The 20,796-nt window shown below is 44.3% G+C and carries 18 protein-coding genes; 10 read left to right on the forward strand and 8 right to left on the reverse strand.

Translation table 11 applies throughout. The features are described from left to right. Positions 1 to 208: 208 nt before the first annotated feature. From PYW33_RS00750 to PYW33_RS00770, 5 genes are all read left to right on the forward strand, one after another. Positions 209 to 517: a BolA family protein gene (locus PYW33_RS00750; protein ID WP_004644834.1), complete on the forward strand. Its 309-nt coding sequence runs from the start codon at positions 209 to 211 to the stop codon at positions 515 to 517. A 9-nt stretch (positions 518 to 526) separates the two neighbouring features. Further along, on the forward strand, positions 527 to 919 hold the full coding sequence (locus PYW33_RS00755) for a SirB2 family protein (RefSeq protein ID WP_004644835.1): 393 nt from the start codon (positions 527 to 529) through the stop codon (positions 917 to 919). A 96-nt stretch (positions 920 to 1,015) separates the two neighbouring features. After that, entirely contained in the window at positions 1,016 to 1,852 is an 837-nt protein-coding gene (locus PYW33_RS00760; protein ID WP_004644836.1) for a ParA family protein, read from the forward strand. A 13-nt stretch (positions 1,853 to 1,865) separates the two neighbouring features. Then, positions 1,866 to 2,258 (forward strand): hypothetical protein, encoded by a 393-nt coding sequence (locus PYW33_RS00765; protein WP_004644837.1) that lies wholly within the window; start codon positions 1,866 to 1,868, stop codon positions 2,256 to 2,258. Between the two features lie 198 nt (positions 2,259 to 2,456). Next, positions 2,457 to 3,050, forward strand: a complete 594-nt coding sequence (locus tag PYW33_RS00770) for a hypothetical protein (RefSeq protein ID WP_016806914.1) — start codon at positions 2,457 to 2,459, stop codon at positions 3,048 to 3,050. Between the two features lie 38 nt (positions 3,051 to 3,088). Here the strand turns inward: PYW33_RS00770 and PYW33_RS00775 are convergent, their stop codons facing one another. Then, positions 3,089 to 3,727: a DedA family protein gene (locus tag PYW33_RS00775; protein ID WP_004644839.1), complete on the reverse strand. Its 639-nt coding sequence runs from the start codon at positions 3,725 to 3,727 to the stop codon at positions 3,089 to 3,091. A gap of 344 nt (positions 3,728 to 4,071) precedes the next feature. On the opposite strand from PYW33_RS00775, the gene guaA reads away from it, so the two are divergent. Continuing rightward, positions 4,072 to 5,640, forward strand: a complete 1,569-nt coding sequence (gene guaA, locus PYW33_RS00780) for a glutamine-hydrolyzing GMP synthase (protein ID WP_004644840.1) — start codon at positions 4,072 to 4,074, stop codon at positions 5,638 to 5,640. Between the two features lie 194 nt (positions 5,641 to 5,834). Here guaA and PYW33_RS00785 read toward each other — a convergent pair whose 3' ends face one another. Both PYW33_RS00785 and PYW33_RS00790 read right to left on the reverse strand, forming a co-directional pair. Continuing rightward, positions 5,835 to 7,058, reverse strand: a complete 1,224-nt coding sequence (locus tag PYW33_RS00785; protein WP_004644841.1) for a GGDEF domain-containing protein — start codon at positions 7,056 to 7,058, stop codon at positions 5,835 to 5,837. Positions 7,059 to 7,248: 190 nt separating this feature from the next. Continuing rightward, complete coding sequence (locus PYW33_RS00790) at positions 7,249 to 8,571, reverse strand: GGDEF domain-containing protein (protein WP_004644843.1); 1,323 nt, start codon at positions 8,569 to 8,571, stop codon at positions 7,249 to 7,251. A 498-nt stretch (positions 8,572 to 9,069) separates the two neighbouring features. On the opposite strand from PYW33_RS00790, the gene PYW33_RS00795 reads away from it, so the two are divergent. Both PYW33_RS00795 and PYW33_RS00800 read left to right on the forward strand, forming a co-directional pair. Next, a complete protein-coding gene (locus PYW33_RS00795) occupies positions 9,070 to 10,017 on the forward strand; it encodes a pirin family protein (RefSeq protein ID WP_004644844.1) in 948 nt (315 codons plus the stop codon). Positions 10,018 to 10,177: 160 nt separating this feature from the next. Beyond that, a complete protein-coding gene (locus tag PYW33_RS00800) occupies positions 10,178 to 10,828 on the forward strand; it encodes a glutathione S-transferase family protein (protein ID WP_004644845.1) in 651 nt (216 codons plus the stop codon). 48 nt (positions 10,829 to 10,876) lie between these two features. Here the strand turns inward: PYW33_RS00800 and phoR are convergent, their stop codons facing one another. The 3 genes from phoR to PYW33_RS00815 all read right to left on the reverse strand — a co-directional run bounded on the left by phoR (position 10,877) and on the right by PYW33_RS00815 (position 13,898). Then, complete coding sequence (gene phoR / locus PYW33_RS00805) at positions 10,877 to 12,235, reverse strand: phosphate regulon sensor histidine kinase PhoR (RefSeq protein ID WP_004644846.1); 1,359 nt, start codon at positions 12,233 to 12,235, stop codon at positions 10,877 to 10,879. A 25-nt stretch (positions 12,236 to 12,260) separates the two neighbouring features. Beyond that, positions 12,261 to 12,971: a phosphate regulon transcriptional regulator PhoB gene (gene phoB, locus PYW33_RS00810; protein ID WP_004280972.1), complete on the reverse strand. Its 711-nt coding sequence runs from the start codon at positions 12,969 to 12,971 to the stop codon at positions 12,261 to 12,263. Positions 12,972 to 13,220: 249 nt separating this feature from the next. Further along, on the reverse strand, positions 13,221 to 13,898 hold the full coding sequence (locus PYW33_RS00815) for a TetR/AcrR family transcriptional regulator (protein ID WP_004644847.1): 678 nt from the start codon (positions 13,896 to 13,898) through the stop codon (positions 13,221 to 13,223). 223 nt (positions 13,899 to 14,121) lie between these two features. On the opposite strand from PYW33_RS00815, the gene PYW33_RS00820 reads away from it, so the two are divergent. Further along, a complete protein-coding gene (locus tag PYW33_RS00820) occupies positions 14,122 to 14,970 on the forward strand; it encodes an SDR family NAD(P)-dependent oxidoreductase (protein WP_004644848.1) in 849 nt (282 codons plus the stop codon). A 117-nt stretch (positions 14,971 to 15,087) separates the two neighbouring features. Here the strand turns inward: PYW33_RS00820 and PYW33_RS00825 are convergent, their stop codons facing one another. Together PYW33_RS00825 and PYW33_RS00830 are read right to left on the reverse strand one after the other, a co-directional pair. Continuing rightward, positions 15,088 to 16,452, reverse strand: a complete 1,365-nt coding sequence (locus PYW33_RS00825; protein WP_004644849.1) for an MATE family efflux transporter — start codon at positions 16,450 to 16,452, stop codon at positions 15,088 to 15,090. 128 nt (positions 16,453 to 16,580) lie between these two features. After that, entirely contained in the window at positions 16,581 to 17,735 is a 1,155-nt protein-coding gene (locus PYW33_RS00830; protein WP_016806913.1) for a methionine aminotransferase, read from the reverse strand. A 246-nt stretch (positions 17,736 to 17,981) separates the two neighbouring features. Here PYW33_RS00830 and PYW33_RS00835 point away from each other — a divergent pair, with 246 nt between their 5' ends. After that, positions 17,982 to 20,786, forward strand: coding sequence for a type VI secretion system Vgr family protein (locus PYW33_RS00835; RefSeq protein ID WP_016806912.1), 2,805 nt, complete (start codon positions 17,982 to 17,984; stop codon positions 20,784 to 20,786). The last annotated feature ends 10 nt before the right edge of the window (positions 20,787 to 20,796 follow it).

The following is a 20,796-nucleotide window of genomic DNA, read 5'->3' on the forward strand; positions in this document are numbered from 1 at the left end:
AAATGTGGTCAACACCTTTGTTAAAAATCTTGCATCAATTGCATAAAATAAAAGCAAAATGCTGCAGACCAGACAATAAATAACCAATATCCATATAGAAATCAATGAAATTTCGCCACAATCAACGGATTGCACCTGAACAGATTACCGAAATACTCGGCAGAACAAGGTATACTGGGATTATATTTTTGCAGATCGGAGTCAGGCCATGAGCTTAGAACAACAACTGAAAGACCGTTTGGCGCAATTATCCCCAACCTATTTGGAAGTGGTGAATGAATCTTCGGGTCATGGCGGTTATTTCCCGGGAAAAGAATCGCATTTTAAAACCGTGATTGTGAGTCAGGCTTTTGCCGGTTTACGTCCAGTCCAGCGTCATCAGAAAGTTTATGCTGCTGCAGGTGATCTGCTGTCAAAAGACAAAATTCATGCGCTGGCCATTCATGCATTTTTGCCTGAAGAATGGGCTGGTCAGGACACCACCAGTCCGGCTTGTGCACATGCACCTAAAAACTAAGAGGACATGATGGAAACCCAACTTTTAGTCAAGATTATTCATATGTCGGCAGCAGGACTGGCCATTGTCGCCATTTTTGCCCGTGCCTTGACCTTGTTTGTCGGTACACAAGGGAATTTACCTAATCCGGTGGCACGTATAGCGCTAGTCGCTTTACAGCATTTAGCTATCACGGTGATTGCACTGACCGGCATTGTGTCGCTCGTCCTCAAAGACTTTGATGTACAGCCTTGGTTTTATGCCAAAGTCATTTTATTTTTGGTACTGGTGTCCTCGTTAGGCAAAGCCTATAAAAAAGATGATTCTATCTTGCTATCGCAGCGTCGGGCTGGCTTAGTTATTGCTGTAGTTTCATTGGTGTCTATTCTGGCTTTGGTGATGATCAAGCCGAATTTTGGCTAAAAGCAGGCTGGCTGTGATGATCAGCACAGCCAGTCCATGCAAATAATTAGAAAATACAAATGTTGTAAAAGTAATTAAAAATGTGAGGAGGGGGACATGCGTACACGTGTGGTATTTAATCAAAAGGGTGGGGTAGGCAAGTCGAGTATTACTGTCAATCTGGCAGCGATCAGTGCACATCAGGGTTTAAAAACCTTATTGATTGACCTGGATCCGCAGGCCAACTCTAGCCAGTATGTGCTGGGTGATGATGCGACGTATTCTAGTGACAAGCCGGCACTCGAACCGAATATCGAAAACTATTTTGAAGATGTACTCGGTAATCAGCAAAGCAAGGGCCTACTCGGCAATGCGATTGGCTCGATTTTAAAAAGTCGTAGCAAAGGCTTGGGAAGTTATGTGCATCAATCCTCTTTTAAACATCTGGATGTTATTCCGGCCAGTCCAACGCTGGGTGCATTGGCCCATGCACTGGAGTCCAAGCACAAGATTTATAAGCTACGAGATGCCTTGCAACAACTGTCGGGGCATTATGACCGGGTATTTATTGATACACCGCCTGCATTCAATTTCTTTACCCTCTCTGCTCTCATTGCGGCGAACCGCGTGCTGATTCCATTTGACTGTGATGTATTTTCTAAACGTGCCCTACAGACCCTGATTGAAAATGTCATTGAAACCCAGGATGACCATAATGAAGGGCTGGAAATCGAAGGGATTGTCGTGAACCAGTTTCAGGCACAGGCCAAATTACCGCGTGAAGTGGTACAGCAACTCAAAGATGAAGGGTTGCCGGTCCTCGACAGTATGTTGCCACCGTCAATCTTGATGAAAGAATCTCATCAGAAAAATCTGCCTTTGATTTATTTGGCTACTGATCATAAATTGACTCAGGCCTATCAATCGTTGTTCAATGAGATAGAGCAGAATTAAGATCGAGTTAGCTATGAAACTTGTGAAAGTAAGCCTGAGTATTGCTGCACTGGCATTACTGAGTGCCTGTGCAACGCCGGTAAAACCGACTTATGTGTCGCCCACCCTGTATCAGACTTTGGGTTGTTCGCAATTACAGGGTGAATATAATCGTATTCAGCAGTATATCGACAATGGCGTTGAACCACCGAAACGTACTGGCGTCGGTGTGGGCGTTGGTCTTGGCGGTGGCTGGGGCAGTCGCGGTGGCTGGGGTATTGGCCCGAGTGTTTCAGTCAATATGGGACAATCATCCGATACCAAAAGAACCGAACTGGCACGGCTTTTAGGCGAGCAGGAAGCGATTGTACAGGCCGCGCGTTATAAGAACTGTCCGATCATCGTTCGGCAGGCGACGCCTAAATAAATCATTCAACATTAAACGGATGAATGCTGACTTCGGGTCGGCATTTTTTTATTGCTTTCACCAAGAATAGGGCGGTTTACATTAAGATAAAACTCACGGGAAATTGACCAGACTGTATATAAATCTGAAATTTATAAGCTTGTTATCACACTCTCATATTGATTAAGCTACAACCTTGGCCCGGAAAAGTTCATTGCGATGATTGAAAATTGGTTATTTGTTTTAGGACTCATTGCTGTAATGATGGTTCCAGGGCCCGCCAATGCCTTGGTGGCTAGTTCTGCTCATCAGCAGGGGCAGGCCAAAACCAGTCTCTATCTTCCTGCCATTTTGCTCGGCTATTTTTATGCCATTAATGTATGGGCCTTGGTGATTCATCTGGCGTCACCGATCTGGCCAAATTTTAAAGGCTTGGTCTATGTGCTGAGTACCATCTGTGTGGGCTGGATGACCTTGCATTTATATAAGGCCCAGCAGTTAGAACGCTACAGCAAGAACCATCCGCAGATTCGCCCCTGGCAAATGTTTACAACTACCCTAAAAAATCCTAAAGCAGCATTGTTGGCCTCTGGAATTTTACCGATGGAAACCTGGCAAAGCCCGACCAACTTCGTTCTGGTTTTTGCTGCCTTTAGCTTGAGTACCGTTCCGGTCGGGATATTCTGGATGGTCTTTGGTCAGGCCATATTGACCAGTCCATCTGAAAAAATAAAAGCCGGCCTCATTTATAAAGGCGCGGCTCTATTTGTCCTGCTTTGTCTCATCCCACTCTTGATCAAGCTCTGGGATTAAACGCACAGGCTGTAAAAGAATCTTAATGTAAAAAGTTCTTAAGCTGTTTTACTTTTTTTGAGCTTTTGTTGAATAAAGCCAATCACACCTGGCAATACACTTAAAATAATGATGCCAAAAATTAGATAGGTGAAGTTGTCTTTGACGATCGGCATATTGCCAAACATATAGCCCAAAATGACAAATGAGCTAATCCAGGCAAATGCACCTACTACATTATAGGTCAGGAAATATTTGTAATTCATGCTGCCAGCACCGGCAACGAAGGGTGCAAAGGTACGGGCAAAAGGAACAAAACGCGCAAAAATAATGGTCTTACCACCATGTCTGGCAAAGAATTGCTGGGTCGCCAATAAGTGTTTTTTATTGATGAAGCGCGATTCAATCTCGAAAACCCGAGGACCAATATATTTACCAATATGATAATTCAGGGTGTCACCCAGAACTGCCGCAACAAACAAGAGTGGAATCAGCACCCATGGATCCATTGCACCAGTAGAGGCTGCCAGTGCACCTGCTGCAAATAGCAAGCTGTCGCCAGGCAGGAACGGCATGACCACCAGACCTGTTTCTACAAAGATAATCAGGAAAAGAATGGCATAAATCCAGATCCCGTAATTAGTGATAAATTCAAGCAAGTGATCATCAACATGCAAGATAAAATCAATCAGTTCCATGAGCCCAGTACAAGCAAAAGTGTGGTCAAATCCTAACAGCCCGGGGCATGAAAGTCAGTACCAGAAAGTAAAATAATTAACGCTTCATCCATCTTGAATTGAGCAAAAATTTCTCTTACATATTATCTTCAGATTTTTATAAAAACAGGCTGAGTTGGATTAAATCTTGAGCTTAAAAATATAAAAATGACAGACTAAGAAAGGCATCCGAAGGGATGCTTTATGGTGCTAGAAATATAATGCAATCAACTAAATGCATACCTAATGCGAATTGTGTGCTTAATGCGCTGAAAAATGTTAGAATACGGCGCTTATCTTTCGTTTGCCTTTCATAGTTGTTCGTCATGACTACCAATACTCAAATTACTGAAGATCGTATCCTGATTCTGGATTTCGGTTCTCAATATAGTCAGCTCATCGCACGTCGTGTTCGTGAAGCTGGTGTATATTCTGAAATGTATGCCTATGATATGTCTGAAGAAGACATTCGTGCATTTAATCCAAATGGTATCATCTTGTCTGGTGGACCTGAGAGCGTTCACCTTGAAGGCAGCCCGCGTGCGCCACAAGTGGTATTCGAGCTGGGTGTGCCGGTATTGGGTATTTGTTATGGTCTGCAAACCATGTGCGAACAACTTGGCGGTAAAGTTGAGCCAGGTACTGTGCATGAGTTTGGCTATGCAGAAGTAGATATTGTTGTACGTGACAAGCTGATCGGTAATTTACAGGACCGTGAAAACCAGCTGCATGTCTGGATGAGTCATGGTGACAAGGTTGCCCGTATTCCAGAAGGCTTCCAGATCACTGCACAAACTCCTAGCTGTCCAATTGCGATGGTTTCTGACGAAACTCGCCGTTTCTATGGTATTCAGTTCCATCCTGAAGTTACACATACTTCTAAAGGTGCAGAATTACTGTCGAACTTCGTTCATCAAATTTGTGGCTGTCGCGGTCTGTGGACGCCAGAACACATTATTGATCTACGTGTAGAACAGCTTCGCCAACAGATTGGTGATGAAAAAGTATTACTAGGACTTTCTGGTGGTGTGGATTCATCTGTAGTAGCAGCGCTGTTGCATAAAGCGATCGGTGATCAGCTGACCTGTGTATTTGTAGACAATGGTCTGCTTCGTTTGAACGAAGGCGATCAAGTGATGCAAATGTTTGCTGACAACATGGGTATCCGCGTGATTCGTGCTGATGCTGAAGAGCGTTTCTTGACTGCGCTTGCAGGTGAAGTTGATCCTGAAGCAAAACGTAAAATTATTGGCCGTGAATTTATTGCTGTCTTCGCTGAAGAAGCACGTAAATTAGATGGCGTAAAATTTCTTGCACAAGGTACGATTTATCCGGACGTGATTGAATCTGCTGCAAGCAAGCAGGGTAAGGCGCATGTGATTAAATCACACCATAATGTGGGCGGCTTACCAGCAGACCTAGCATTTGAACTGGTTGAACCATTACGTGACTTGTTTAAAGATGAAGTACGTAAATTGGGTACGACTTTAGGCTTGCCACACAGCATGATCTATCGTCATCCATTCCCAGGCCCAGGTCTAGGTGTGCGTATCTTGGGTGAAGTGAAAAAAGAATATGCAGACATTTTACGTCTTGCAGATGACATCTTCATGCAAGAACTGCGTGACAGCGGCTGGTATGACAAGACTGCTCAAGCATTTGCGGTATTCCAGCCAGTGAAATCGGTGGGTGTAGTCGGTGATGGCCGTCGTTATGCATGGGTAATTGCATTGCGTGCGGTAGAAACGGTGGACTTTATGACAGCTCGTTTCGCACACCTGCCATATGAACTAGTAGACAAAATCTCTACGCGTATCATGAATGAAATTGCTGACGTTTCTCGTGTGACTTATGACGTATCGTCTAAGCCACCTGCAACGATTGAATGGGAGTAATTTAGGGGTTTCGGACAGCACTGCTGTCCGCCTAAATTACGCCAAGCGCTAGGCGCGCGGCAGTAAGGACTTTCAAGCAGCATCGCTGCTTGAAAGTTTTATGCTAAACGCTATGCATGGCAGTTTAGAAATATAAACTTTCCAAATTAAAAAGAGCGCTTCGGCGCTCTTTTTATGCTTTTCGGAAAAGATGCTTAAGCCGGTTTAACCTGCCAGTTTTGCATCTCTCCAGCTAAACTTTGCTCCAGATCTGGATCATAAGCTTCAACCCGATTCCGTCCATTGGCTTTAGCCTGATATAAGGCAATATCGGCTTGCTTAATTAGGGTCATCAAATCCGTTTCACAGCTTTCCAGAATGGCAGCACCAATCGAAATACTAAAACTGAAACGATGTTGGCTGTCCAGATCGATCACAATATTTTCAATTTTATGCCTTAAACGCTCGGCAACTTTTAGCGCTTCATCCAGAGAGGTTTCAGGTAAAAATGCAATAAATTCCTCGCCTCCATAGCGTGCCAAAATATCATGCTGCCGCATTTCGCTGTGTGTATTTAGGGCAATCGTCTGTAAGACCTGATCTCCGATATCATGACCATAACGATCATTAATCTGCTTAAAATGATCGACATCAAAGACCAGTAAACTCATAGGCACCGGTTGATCAAAATTCTGTTGTACCAGTTGTTGCGCGAGATATTCAAAACAGCGACGGTTATTCAGGCCAGTGAGTGAGTCGGTATGAGCCATATTTTCAAAGGCCTGCCGATTATATTCATTCAGGGTATGCTGCAAAAATACCATGCGTGATTTTAAGGTCGAGCTCCAGCTAATATATAGACTGAAGGTCAATACTGGCAGATAAATCAGGGAAAATAAAAACATCTGGTACAGGTCAGACCGAGTATTGAAATATACACCGATGTAAATCATCAGGGTAATCAGACTTGAAGTAATCAAAGACGGCCAGAACCGGATCTGCACACATAAATTGGCCAGTACAATAAAGACTAAGGAGGCATATTGATAAATGAGGGTATAAGCACTTTCAGACTGATTCAGATTAAAAAACCAGATGGCACTTGCACCAATAATCGAGGTAGGCAAGAGCAGATCAAAGACAGGCAGATTGCGGTAAGAGTGATACATCCAGATCGTGATCAGTACGATCAGGATGGTATAGCTGATTTTGGTCAAAATGAGTAACTTGAGAATATCATTCAGCACCAGAATATCGGCGAGGGTATAAGAGGCATATGCCAGCTGTGCGAATAAATTGACCTGTAATAAGTATTTTAAAGTGAGTTTTTTCTGATGAGTATAGTAGGCCGGTTTTAGAGGTGCAGGAATACGAACAAGCGGATCTTGAAGAGCCTCCTGAATCAGGGTACGTGATTCTTTTTCGTTATCATGCGGCATGCAGCCTTCCCAAATTAAAATATATAAAAATGAATAAGATGAAATTTATATATAGTTGTATAAAAAATATTCTATTCTTTTGTTGGATATTTTAAAAGTGGAAGAATCAAATTTATTTTATAAAATGAAATCCCCGATTAACGCATTCTAAGAATGATCCTAGCTTATAGAACAGACTAATGATTCAGCTTTAATTCGCCGTTGACTGGGCTGGTTGAGTGTCTGGCTTAAATACATTCCAGGGATTTTCTGTTGCTGGCTTGGGCTTATTCAGCATATCCGGATGATAGACTTCAATCCGGTTTCGGCCAGACTTCTTGGCTTGATATAAGGCGATATCGGCTTGTTTGATCAGATCTTCCAGAGTCTGGGTATGGGATTCTAGTTCTGCAACACCGATCGAAATGGTGAACCGGATGGCATGATTGGATTCAACATAAATATACTGCTTTTGAATTGCACAACGAATTCGTTCTGCAATCACCAGGCTGTCTTGTAGCTGAGTATCTTCCAGGAGAGCGATAAACTCTTCCCCGCCAAAACGTGCCAGTACATCGCTATGCCGCATTTCTTTACGGGTCACTTCAGCAATCAGTTGTAGCACCCGATCACCGACATCATGCCCATAGCTATCATTAATATTTTTAAAATGATCCACATCAAACATCAACAGGCAGCTACTGGCATGTTTGGGCCATTGATGAATAGAGCGTTCAGCCATATCGACAAAATGGCGACGGTTGTAGAGCTGGGTCAAATCATCGGTATGTGCCAGATTCTTTAAGGTTTGATAGTTCCATTCATCAAGCAGGGAGCGCAGAAAAGAACGCCGCACATTCAGAATATTATTCCAGTTAATATAAATGCTAAAAAACCACAGTGGACTAAAGACCACGCTAAAAATAAAGGCTTGAGAGGCACTCATGAACTGGGATACACCAAGCATGATAAACAGGGCAATCAAGATGGAGCAATAGACCGCGACTTTAAACTGGGTCTGTACACAGAGATTGGCGATAAGAATAAAGATCGCAGAGGCATAAATATAGGTGGCAACATGGGGACTGGTTGAAAGCGCGAGTAAGCTAATCCAGGCCGCTGCAGCTACAGTGGTGCCTATCGGCAAGATTCTGTCCAAAATCTGAATATTTTTATATTTTTTAAACAGGTAATAACAGCAAAACATCGCCCCCAGAACCAGAACGACGCGCATCAGACCAGAAATAAAAAACATGTCTGGAATAATCAGGATATCGGCAAAGAAATACAGTAAAAAGGCAATTTGCGCCAGATAGTTAATTTGACGCAAGTTATGATGACTATGCGTATAGACATAATCATGAAAATACTGCTGAAACAGGGCAGGGATACGGGCATGAGGATCTGTCAGCGCCTGTTCAATCAGCTGACGGTTTTGCAGATCACATTCAGATAATTTCAGTGATTTATCGGTCGTCGAATTTTGAAAAGATACATTCGCCGTTGAATATATATTCTCATTCTGAGCAGACATGTCCTGGTCCAGTATTATTTTTATAGGTGCCTATTATGCCGTGTTTGAGTAAAAAATAACCTCCCAAAAATTGGGTATCCGGGAAGTTTTTAAAGCTAAAACGTAACAAAATTTGTGTTTTATAAAATTGAAAGTGATTGAAATACATGAATAATCATCTTATTCATTGGGGTCTTTAGTTGTTGTGGATTCGTTTCACGTGAAACATAAATGACATTCCTGATCTTCAGTTTATTTAAACTCCTAACGTCATGTACCTAAATCATGATTGACTTGTTAAAACTCAAGTTTGGGGCTTTGAATATAAATCTCATCAGCTTTTCAGAATTTAAATTGATGGGACTAGTGAGGCGTTTTATACGTATCTAAATATTTCCAGGGATAGATTTTGCCCATAGACCCTGTACATTGTCCTGAACAGAGAGGCATCTTGAATCGGTCAAATACATGTCTCACCCACTCAAAAAGTAGAATGAAAATGCCGAGGTAAGCTCAGCCATGTCGAATAATAGTGATATTGAACTGTCGAATTCTGATGATTGCGAAAAGTATGTGAATCAGTTTATTCAGGAGTTTCCTTTACGTCGCGCGGAAATCGGACAGGGCACCGTGATTAAACGTGCCTTGCCAAGCAGACATAAGCGCATGATAGGTGCCTGGTGTTTTCTGGATCATGCGGGTCCGGCCAGTTTCCCGCAAGGAGATGGTCTGGATATCGGCCCTCATCCACACATTGGTCTGCAGACCTTTACTTGGATGATCGAAGGCAGCATGATGCACAATGACAGTCTGGGAAATCAGCAATTGATTCGTCCCAAGCAGGTCAATCTGATGACCTCGGGTTATGGCATTTCACATACCGAAGTCTCTCCTGAAAGTGAAACGCATATGCATGCAGCACAGTTGTGGATTGCCTTGCCGGACGACAAGATCAATATGGCACCAGGTTTTGAACATTATCCTGAATTGCCGGTCGTCAATGAGCAAGGCATTGAATTTACCGTGCTGGTCGGAGAATATTTAAAAACGAGATCACCGGTTAAAGTACATAGCGAACTACTCGGAGTAGACCTGTATGCAGCTCAAAGTACTAGTGCGCGCTTGCCTCTGAATCCGAAATTTGAATATGGCTTTATGGTGCTTGAGGGGACGGCCAGTATAAATGGGCATGAACTAAATGAAGATAATATGCTGATCCTGGAGCCCGGCTTACAGCAGGTCAATGCTGAAGTTCATGCCGGGAGCCGGCTGCTATTGATTGGTGGGGAGCCATTTGAAAGCCCGATTTTACTGTGGTGGAATTTGGTCGGGCGCACGACAGAGGAACTTAAAATTGCGCGGGAACAATGGATTGAAGGTCATGAACGTTTTGGTTCCATTCCTGCCTATGATGGACCACGTTTAGAAGCGCCCGCACTTCCAGACCAGATGCGGGCTTCCCGATAAATGCTAAAAATGATGGGAATATGGAACGCTGTCTGAGTTGAACTCAAATAATGAATCTGCAACATAGGATATATATCATTACAGTCATCAAAAAATGAGCTAGAGTCTGCTGCTTTTTGCTATGCTCAGTGGGCAAAAACAATAAAATCATGAGTCTAATATGCGTGTTTTACATCATCTCGAACAATCACGATCATTTCGTATCCTGTGGGCCATGGAAGAATTAGGACTGGATTACGAGGTTAAATACTATAAACGTCAGCCCAACCTTTCTGCGCCACCGGCCTTAAAACAGATCCATCCGTTGGGCAAAGCCCCGATTCTGGTCGATCAGGGTCAGGTACTGGCAGAATCTGCGGCGATCCTGGAATATTTGCAGGAAACTTATGATGAACAGCAGCAGTTTCGCCCAGAAGATATTGCCGACAAGGCCCAGTACCGTTACTGGATGCATTATGCGGAAGGCTCGTTAATGCCGCTGCTGGTGATGCAACTGGTAATGACCACAGTGCCTAAACATACGCCTTTGCTGATTCGACCTGTGGCCAAGAAAATCTGTGATGGGGTGAAAAAGCAATTTGTACAGAGCCGTTTAAAAGATCATATCCAGTTTCTGGAAAGCTATTTGAGTGAGCATGATTATTTTGCCGGGCATTTCAGTTTTGCCGATATTCAGATGAGTTTTCCTTTGGAGGCCATGCAGAGCCGGACGGGTCAAAGCTATCCAGCGATTCAAGCCTATCTTAAACGGGTGTCGCAACGTGCTGCCTATGCGCGTGCACTGTCCAAAGAAAAACAGATCAGCTCTTAAACGCTTAAAAGAAAAGGTGCCGATGGTACCTTTTTTGATTTTGTGAGATTAGTCCGGAAAGCTGAGACGTTCTTTGGGGAAAACTACCTTAAACGTGGAACCTTGGTTTTCCTTGGACTCAATTTCCAGATGTGCCTGATGCTGCATGAGTACATGTTTAACAATTGCCAATCCCAAACCGGTACCGCCAGTACGACGGCTGCGGTCTGAATCGATGCGGTAAAAACGCTCGGTCAGACGTGGCAGATGCTTGGGATCAATACCGATGCCGTTATCTTGCACCACAAAATAGGCCGATTCACCGTCATCATGCCAGCCGATGGTGATGGTGCCGCCTTTAGGCGTATACTTGATGGCATTGGTAATCAGGTTGCTAAAGGCGCTGGCCAGTTCCATATCTGAACCGATCAGATCGCAATGACTGTCAATGTCCAGATTTAGGGTATGACCATAATCAATATTATAGGCCTGGGCATCATCAAATAGCTGGTTCATCAGACTCGGCATTTCAATGATCTGGTTTTTGGCAATATTTTTATCATTTTCCAGACGTGACAGCAGCAACAGATCGTTGACCAGTGCATTCATGCGTCGGGTTTGCGACTGCATCTGATCAAAAGCGCGTTTCCAGCGTGGATTGATATCTTCCTGATCGGTAAAGGTTTCAATATAGCCACTGAGCACGGTCAAAGGAGTGCGCAGTTCATGTGAAATATTGTCGACAAAATCCTTTCGCATCTGTTCCAGATTGTGCATCCGGGTCACATCATAAGCGACCAGTACCCGACTTTCTCCGCCAAAACGGGTCATTTTGACCTGCACATAATGGTCTTCAAACAGCGAAGAACGCATTTTTAGGCCGTCGGGAGATTCATCAATATGGTGATAGTATTCGATAAAGCTCGGTTGGCGTAGCAAGGTCAGGATATTACGGCGACGGTCATCACTGGAGATTCCGAGCAGACGTTCGGCTGCCGGATTCCACCATTCAATCTGTTGGTTTTCATCAAGTAGTACCACAGCTTCTTGTAAGGCCACCAGTGAAGACTGTGCACGATCAATCAGTTCGACCATTTCCGCCTGAACAATCCGTTCCTGACGTTGGGCGCGGTAAACATTGAAAAGTAGCGCACCCCAAATCCCGCCAATATTTGGTGGAACATCATAAGGGCGATTGGAAATCCATTCATTGACCAGATATAAGGAACGCATTTGGGTCGCAAAGAACGCCACGAAAGCAATTACGATACAAACCCAGAAATACCCAATCCCAAAACCGATAAAGCTGGCGATAATCAGGAAAAAAGCCAGTAAGCGTAAATCCTGTTTCGCAAAATCCCATAAGCTACTGTAACGGATTCTTTTATGTTCGCGTGCCAGTTCGGGGACAGGGTAGGGTTCATACATAAAACAAGATTTACCTTAAAAGATATTAACCTAAAGCGACATCTGAACGGGTCGAAAAGCGATACCCCGTTCCGCGAACGGTTTGTACAAAACGGTCTACACCATAAGGTTCCAGCACTTTACGCAAACGGCGGATATGTACATCGATGGTCCGGTCTTCAATATAGACGTTACCGCCCCACACCTGATCCAGCAATTGCGCACGGGTATAGGCACGTTCCGGATGGGTCATGAAGAATGCCAGCAAACGATATTCAGTCGGCCCCATTTCCAGAATGTTGTTACCAAAATTCACCCGCTGGCTGACCGGATCCAGAATCAGGCCATTGGCATCAATAGTTTTTTCACCGCTCAGGGCATTGGCGCGGCGCAGTACCGCCTTAATTCGGGAGACCAGTTCCCGGGTCGAGAATGGCTTGGTCATGTAGTCATCGGCACCGGCATCCAGACCTTGTACCTTGTGGTCTTCTTCACCGCGCGCTGTCAGCATGATCACCGGAATTTCTGACAGGCTTTCATCACGTTTCAGACGACGACATAAGTCCACACCGCTCACACCACCCGGCATCATCCAGTCCAGCAAAATTAATGCCGGACGCTGGTCCACAATCATCTGATGCGCCTGCTTGGCATCTTCTGCCTGTAAGCACTGAAAACCGGCCATATCCAGAGAGGTATGGATCATTTCCCGAATCGGGAGCTCGTCATCGACGATTAATATGTAGTCATCTTTCACAACGCAATACCCTATTTCATGTAAACGGTGAACCGTTTTATATTTATGACAGGCTTATTACAAAGACTAATTATGACAGTATCATTGCAGAAAGGGAAAAACTGCTGATATTCGCAAAAATTTGTGACAAATATAGCGCAGAAACTTGTTAAAAAATCATAAATTAATTTTACTCATTTCCGTAGTACAGCATAAATCTTCAACTCACTGGTAAATGCAGGAAAGCCGATTAAGCACAGGATTTAACAGCTATTTTTTCTCGGAAAATGACTCGAGCAGCGCCAAAAAAACCACACTGCACGACGATAAAACTTCCTCAAGCGAATGCTTAAAACCACTCATCACCCAACGAATGGCAATTTGGGTGACATAGCCATTTAAACCGGTCGACACCAATGAAATTTCCTGCTCGCTGCGATTTAATTGCGGCATCATCAACATGACAAAGGCATGAATCATGCGGTCGAAACGTGACATGGTTTCATGAATAGTGGCCTGATTATGCAGCTCCTGTACCAGCATGGCATCGATATAAATGATCCGTGCCATGCGCGGATTGTCACGCAGGGTAGTGAGCAGCGCACTCAAACCGGCTTCGATCATTTTTTTCGGATCACTCGATGCCTGCATCATGGCCTGCATCACATTCTGTTGCAGTTCATCAATCAGTTTTAGGAAAATGGTCTGAAACAGATGTTCGCTTTTCTTGAAGGATTCATAAAAATAACGTTCAGTCAGTTTGGCTTCATTGCAGATATCTTTGACAGTAACTGAAAAAAAACCATAACTACCATAGGCTTCAATCCCGGCTTCGATGAGCTTTTCACGACGTGCCTGCTGCCGTTCAGCCATCGACAGGCCTTTAAACTGACGTTCCTTGGTTTTGGCGGGTCGTGATTTTGCTGCTGAGTCGATTGAATCGGTCATAAGGCCTGTGTGCTCATCTGCATGAAGATTTTGAATATCTTAACAATAAATCACGCTTAGACCTATATAGAAATGCTCCCCTGAAATTTGGCCTCTAAGGACATGGGATAATTATTGACAATCTATATTGTCAAAACTATATTGAGGATCTGTGCTAGCTCCTGAAACAACAGAACAAGATCCTGCTGTCATGGAATGGCAGTGGTTTACATAAGGAAATTGAATGAAAAATTTTAACAATAAAGTTGCTGCGATTACCGGTGCCGGTTCAGGTATTGGTCAGCAACTGGCAGTATTACTGGCCCAGCAGGGTTGTCATTTGGCACTGAGTGATATTAATGAACAGGGTCTGGCACAAACTGTAGAATTACTCCAAGGGACTGATGTTCGTGTCACCATGCAAAAAGTGAATGTGGCTGAACTGGAACAGGTGCGTAACTGGGCGGCACAGGTCGAACAGGATCATGGCAGTATCAATATGATCTTTAACAATGCCGGCGTTGCACTGGGTTCAACCGTTGAAGGGGCATCTTATGAAGAGCTGGAATGGATCGTCGGAATCAATTTCTGGGGCGTGGTTTACGGTACCAAAGAATTCCTGCCATTGATCAAGAAAACTGGCGATGGTCATGTCATCAATATTTCCAGCCTGTTTGGTTTAACAGCTCAGCCGACCCAGTCTGCTTATAATGCGACCAAGTTTGCCGTGCGTGGTTTTACTGAATCCCTGCGTCAGGAACTGGATCTGGAAAATTGTGGCGTGAGTGCACTGTGTGTGCATCCGGGGGGTATCCGTACCAACATTGCCAATGCAGCAAAAATGAATAACAGCCTGCTGACTTTAGGTATGAATCCGGAAAAATCGGCCCGTAATTTTAATAAATTATTGCGTTGTCCACCTGCAGAAGCTGCCCGTCAAATTCTGGAGGCGGTACAAAAAGACAAGCGCCGTCTGCTCATCGGCAATGATGCCAAAGCGATAGACCTGATTCAGCGAATCTTGCCGACCGGTTATCAGCATGTCACTGCACTGGCGACCCAATTTGGTAAAAGAAAGAAAAAGTCTGCTTAAGAAATTGTAAAACAGACCCGCGAAAGCGGGTTTTTTTATCGCTGTGATAGGGGCTAATTTTTTGCAAATGAGAGTATTAACTCCTGTAATGCTTTAGGCACGTAAAAAAACCTGCATCTAAATCAACGCTTCAACCGTTTTTTTCTTCCAGACCAACTGGTAATACAGTCCCTGCAAAATACACAGGCTGACAAAGGCCAACGCGTAGGCATACCAGATACCTTCCAGACCCCACCACCGGCTAAACAGATAAGCGGCGGGAACTTCAATACAGAGAATGGCAAAAATATTAATCAGCATTGGCATGGTCACCGTTCCACTTGAACGCATGATCGAAGCAAAAATGGCACTGGCACCAAAGAACAGAATCGACCACAGCACAATAAACAGCAGTTGTTGTCCCAGTACTATAACCTTAGGATCGGTAATAAACAGCGCCATCAGATATTTGGAGAACAGGTAGGCCAGAATCACCAAACCGCCGGTAAACAGGATATTCATACTCAGTGCAGTCCGAGTAACTTTATTCAGCAGATCTGATTTACCTGCGCCAATCGCTTGCGCACCAAATACAGATGCGGCAATCGCAATCGACAAAGCCGGAAATTGAATATAATTTAAGACCTGATTGACTGCGCCATAGGCCGCTGTTGCTTCTGCGCCATAGCGGTTGACCAGTCCGACAATTACCAGTCCGGCAACTGAAGTCGTGACCATTTGCACACCAGTAGGAACCCCCAGTTTCAAGATCATTCTGCTCAACTGTGGTTGATGACGAATATTTTTTAATAAGGCCCAGTCCAGCTTGAGCGGATGTTGCCTATAGTTCAAATACAGGATTAAAAACAACAGAACCGCCAGATTTCCCAGAATGGTGGCAATCGCCGGTGAGATAATGCCCATTTTAGGAAAGCCAAAATAACCGGCAATCAGGACCGGTGTCACCACCAAACCGACCCCAATGGTAAGTGCGGAAGCAAACAGGGGCGTGGTACTATCCCCAACGCCACGCAAGATGGAAGTATAAATAATATAGATAAAAATTAAGGGACTACCCGCCAGCATCCATTGTACATAGGGCAAGGACAAATGCATTACATCAGGATCTGTGCCAAGGGCCAAAAGAATATTCTCAGCAAAAATTACCCCGAAAAGCGCAATCAAGCTGCCGCCAATCAAGGTCATAAATAAAGTTGAACCGACCACACAGCGCACTTTTTCTATATTTTTTCCACCCCAAGCCTGTCCAATCAGTACGGTAGAACCGGCAGACAAACCAATTACAAAGGCCATCAGACAAAACAGGATTGGGAAAAAAACGGCAACAGCAGCAATCGCATTCACTCCGAGCATTTGTCCCACAAAAACTGTATTGATCGTGCCGGAGAGACTTTGCAGGATATTGGTCGCAATTAATGGCAACAGAAAAACCAGAAAGGCTTTCCATAAATTCTGTTGATGAATCAGTGAGTGCTGTGCCATGCGACATCCTGTGATTGAATTATCATCTATTTATTGATGTAGCTATTATTCGGCAGAATATAAAAAAAAGCCTTAGCTTTTAAGTAACTAAGGCATTTATTTTATGAGAGTTTTAGTTAAAAGGTGAGTTAAACCTTTGAAAGAATTTGACCTGCCTGGATCAGAGTTTGTTCTTTTTTTGCAAAGCAGAACCTGAGCAGACGTAAATCGGCAGGAGGGTGCTGGTAGAACGCGGAGACTGGAATCGCGACAATCCCATGTTGTTCTGCCAGAAAATGACACATGGACAGATCATCAAGCTCAGGGCGAATCTCCGAATAATCTAAGTTCTGAAAATAAGTCCCTTGAGAAGGTGTCCACTTAAAGCGTGATGTTTTAATGGATGAGTTAAATAAATCCCGTTTGTTTTGATAAAACTGGGACAGTTCGCGTATATGCTCAGGATGCAGTTGCATATATTCCGCCAAAGCGACCTGAACGGGTGTTACACCGCAGAAGCTGGCAAACTGATAAATCTGTCTGAACATTCTCATCAGTGCCGGTGCAGCAATACAAAATCCGGTTTTCCAGCCCGTGACATGGAAGGTTTTACCAAAAGAACCAATCACGAAGCTACGCTCGCGAAGTTCTGGAAATGACCAGGCCGAATAGTGCTGAACGCCGTCAAAAACCAGATGTTCATAGACTTCATCGGACAGCACCACAATATTGCGCTCGCGAATCAGTTCGATCAGTTGCTGCCAGTCTGCCTTGGACCAGACACTCCCACTCGGGTTATGCGGAGTATTCACGACAATCATGCGGGTACGGTCATTAATGGCATCTTTGACCTGATTCCAGTCCACAGAAAAATCAGGATGCTGCAAAGCAATATGCACTGGCTTTGCCCCGACCAGTTGTACCGCAGGTCCATAACTGTCGTAGCTGGGATCGAAAATAATGACTTCTTCCCCGGCACGTACCGTGGCTTGAATGGCACAAAAAATCGCAATTGTCGCCCCAGGGGTAATCGTGATTTCCTCGACAGGGTCAATAATCAGTTGATCACGTTGCTGATAGAGATCTGCCACCAGACTTCGCAAGACTGGCAGACCATCTCCTGGTGCGTACTGGTTAAATCCATTCTGGCTGGCCCGGTTTAAAGCTTCAATCAAGGCAGGAGGCGCTGCAAAGTCCGGAAATCCTTGAGAAAGATTCAAGGCTCCGAGTTTTTGTGCCAAGGCCGACATGGTACTAAAAATGGTCACGCCCAAATCGGGTAATTTAGAAGGGAGTTCCAGCATGTCCTTGGCCTTGAAGAATGAGATCTGAATGAGTGTAGCAGCAAGTTCCGTATAGGATAATCGGAAAAATAGGGAATATTGAGCAATATTTTTAATTAAGATGTACCACATGCAATTTAAGATTTTTAATTGAAGGGCCATAAATTAAAGGCCTAATTATGTGAAATGCATCGTGAACTGGACGAAATGGATAACTTTTCCTAAAATCTGCCGCACAATAATAAAGCTTAAAATTATAACTATAAAATGCCAAAACCTATCCATATGCTGGTGGAGCAGCTCGGGCTTAAGCGACAGCATCGTGCGCTACATTTACAGTTTTCACATCCTCCTTTAAATCATCAGGTTTTGATTCAGCGTATTGAGGGTCAGCATCAGATCAATCAAGGCCTGCAGGCTGAACTGATCTGTCTTTCCACTCATGCTCATATTGCCTTGAAACAGTTTATCGGCTGTCGGGTGGCCATTGATCAGGTCACAGACCGGGGTGAACTTTTCCGGACTACGGGCATTATTACTGCAGCCAGTCAAGGGCAGAATGATGGAGCTTTGACCCTGTATAAATTGACGCTAAATGATCCGACTGCACTCTGGCAGAAGCGCCGTAACAGTCGGGTTTTTATGAATAAGACGGTGCGCGAGATCAGTGAAATCCTGTTCAGTGAATGGCAAAACAGAAGTGCATTATTCGCGGCCAGTCTCAGCCTGGATTTGACAGGACTCAGCCGGGACTATGATGTCCGACCTTTTGTAATGCAGTCGAATGAATCGGATTATGATTTTCTGACCCGTTTATGGCGTAGCGAAGGAATTAACTGGTTGATCGATGAAAAGCAATTAACTGTGCCTGTATCAGCCAGCGAGATTCAAGCTCAGTTTTTAAAACTGGTAGATCATTCCCAATATTTTTCAGCTTTAAAACGCCGCTCCATCCGGTTTCATTGCAGTCATGCCACCGAACAGCTCGACACGCTGAACAGTCTGATTGCGGTACGTCAGCTCAATCCGAATAGTACCAGGACCCAGCGCTGGCATGCCCAGCAACTTGCCCAGGATCAAAGCCAGCCTTTATTCAGTAATCATCAGCAAAGTGATATCCATGCAAATGCCACTCTTCACCTTGAAGATGCGTGGAACATCAGTCCGGCCTGGACCGGCGACTTAAATCATGAGGATCAGGTGACAGCATCTGGTATAGCCCAACTGGATCGACTCAATCAGCAGCTCAGTGACTATCATGCTTTACAGTCTAAATATTTTAAAGCCAGTAGCAGCGTACGAGATGCTCAGGTTGGATACTGGTTTGAACTGCAACAGCATCCTGAAATTGATCAGCATCCTGCCCATCAACGTGAATTTCTGATTTTAGCTAAGCGGTTTTATAACCAGAACAATTTACCCAAAGATATCTTATCTCAGCTGGACAGTTTGCTTGAGAAGAGCGGCTGGCAGATGACACAGGAGGAACGACAGGCCAATGAACTACAGATGGTGCGCCGTGAAATCCAGGTTGTTCCTGAGTACCACCCCTTCATTCATCGGCCTGCTGCTGCATATCCGCAACGGGCTCGAGTGGTCGGACCTGAAGGTGAAACGATTCATGTCGATGCATGGGGGCGGGTGAAAGTTCGTTTTCTGTTTACCCGGAGTGAGGATCATCAGCATGATGGCGGCGCAGGTAGCAATGACAATGATAGCGATTCTGCTTGGGTGGATGTTTTGACCCCTTGGGCGGGTGAGGGTTATGGCATCAGGTTGCATCCGCGAATTGGCGAAATTGTAGTGATTGACTTCTTTGAAGGTGATATCGACCGGCCCTTTGTGGTGGGACGGATTCATGAAGCAGAACGGCATCCGACCATGTTTGATGCAAAAGGAGAACTTCCTGCGACCAAAAAACTCAGTGGCATCCGTTCTCAGGAGGTCGATGGGGATGGCTTTAACCAGTTGCGTTTCGATGATACCCCTGAACAGATTAGTGCGCAGCTGCAAAGTAGTCATGCAGCCAGTCAGCTCAATCTGGGAAATCTAAGCCATCCTAAAGAAAGTGAAAGCAGCGAAGGTCGAGGAGAAGGTTTTGAACTAAGGACAGACCAGTGGGGTGCCATACGTGCAGGAAAAGGCTTATTAATCTCCACTTATCGGCAAGATTCAGCAGCAGGCAATCACCTGGATGCGAGTCGTGCCAAAGAGCAGATTGAATCGAATCTCGATCATAGTAAAGCCTTGAGTGATATTGCTGAACAACAGCAGACAGATCCGCTGCAATTTTTTGATAGTTTAAAACAGTTTCTGAGTCAGATTGAAGCTGAAGATCAAGCCAAGGCCATCGCATTTAAACAGGCCGTGATGTTATTAACTGCCCCCCAAACGATTGCACTGAGCACAAATGAAAATATTCATTTATCCGCTGATCAGCAAATCAATCAGAGTGCCGGGGACAATATTCATTTTTCCACACAGAAGTCTTTAGTTGCTCATGCACAGGACCGGATCAGTTTATTCGCTGCTCAAGAGGGCGCAAGTGTCTATGCCGCTAAAGGCAAAATTGAACTACAAGCCCAAGATGATGCAATTGAAGCGATCGCTCGTAAGGTAATCAAGCTCATTTCGACTGAAGACAAAATCGAAATCACTAGTCTGAAGGAGATTGTACTGACCGCTGGAGGGTCTCAAATTAAGGTAAATAGTGGCGGGGTATTTTTCACGACTGGCGGAAAATTTGAGTGTAAGGCGGGGCAACATAATTTTATGGGAGGGGCTAAAGTCTCTTATGAAATACCTCAGCTTCCGAATAATGCTTTATATAGCAATAGGCTGGATATATATGATCTATTTTGGCAGTCCGATTTCAGTTCAATAAATTATAAAGCTTTTATTCCTGATACTAATTCGTATATTTCAGGTCAGCTTGATGCGCACGGTCGTACTGGAAAAATTACTACAGCTGATTCCTCTAAAGTAGAAATTTTGGTAGGGCTCAATGATGAATGGGGATTAAGTGTCCAAGGTTATGATGTTGATGACCTGATTGAGCAGAATAATAAATAGGAGATAAAAA

Source organism: Acinetobacter lwoffii, from assembly GCF_029024105.1.
Taxonomy (GTDB): Bacteria; Pseudomonadota; Gammaproteobacteria; order Pseudomonadales; family Moraxellaceae; genus Acinetobacter; species Acinetobacter lwoffii.

Bases quoted from the DNA above. Each gene is read 5' to 3' on its own strand.
- PYW33_RS00770 (WP_016806914.1), top strand. From the start codon at position 2,457: ATGATTGAAAATTGGTTATTTGTTTTAGGACTCATTGCTGTAATGATG.
- PYW33_RS00755 (WP_004644835.1), top strand. From the start codon at position 527: ATGGAAACCCAACTTTTAGTCAAGATTATTCATATGTCGGCAGCAGGA.
- guaA (WP_004644840.1), top strand. From the start codon at position 4,072: ATGACTACCAATACTCAAATTACTGAAGATCGTATCCTGATTCTGGAT.
- PYW33_RS00760 (WP_004644836.1), top strand. From the start codon at position 1,016: ATGCGTACACGTGTGGTATTTAATCAAAAGGGTGGGGTAGGCAAGTCG.
- PYW33_RS00750 (WP_004644834.1), top strand. From the start codon at position 209: ATGAGCTTAGAACAACAACTGAAAGACCGTTTGGCGCAATTATCCCCA.
- PYW33_RS00800 (WP_004644845.1), top strand. From the start codon at position 10,178: ATGCGTGTTTTACATCATCTCGAACAATCACGATCATTTCGTATCCTG.
- PYW33_RS00775 (WP_004644839.1), bottom strand. From the start codon at position 3,727: ATGGAACTGATTGATTTTATCTTGCATGTTGATGATCACTTGCTTGAA.
- PYW33_RS00815 (WP_004644847.1), bottom strand. From the start codon at position 13,898: ATGACCGATTCAATCGACTCAGCAGCAAAATCACGACCCGCCAAAACC.
- phoR (WP_004644846.1), bottom strand. From the start codon at position 12,235: ATGTATGAACCCTACCCTGTCCCCGAACTGGCACGCGAACATAAAAGA.
- PYW33_RS00830 (WP_016806913.1), bottom strand. From the start codon at position 17,735: ATGCTGGAACTCCCTTCTAAATTACCCGATTTGGGCGTGACCATTTTT.
- PYW33_RS00790 (WP_004644843.1), bottom strand. From the start codon at position 8,571: ATGTCTGCTCAGAATGAGAATATATATTCAACGGCGAATGTATCTTTT.
- PYW33_RS00765 (WP_004644837.1), top strand. From the start codon at position 1,866: ATGAAACTTGTGAAAGTAAGCCTGAGTATTGCTGCACTGGCATTACTG.
- PYW33_RS00795 (WP_004644844.1), top strand. From the start codon at position 9,070: ATGTCGAATAATAGTGATATTGAACTGTCGAATTCTGATGATTGCGAA.
- PYW33_RS00825 (WP_004644849.1), bottom strand. From the start codon at position 16,452: ATGGCACAGCACTCACTGATTCATCAACAGAATTTATGGAAAGCCTTT.
- PYW33_RS00835 (WP_016806912.1), top strand. From the start codon at position 17,982: ATGCCAAAACCTATCCATATGCTGGTGGAGCAGCTCGGGCTTAAGCGA.
- PYW33_RS00820 (WP_004644848.1), top strand. From the start codon at position 14,122: ATGAAAAATTTTAACAATAAAGTTGCTGCGATTACCGGTGCCGGTTCA.
- PYW33_RS00785 (WP_004644841.1), bottom strand. From the start codon at position 7,058: ATGCCGCATGATAACGAAAAAGAATCACGTACCCTGATTCAGGAGGCT.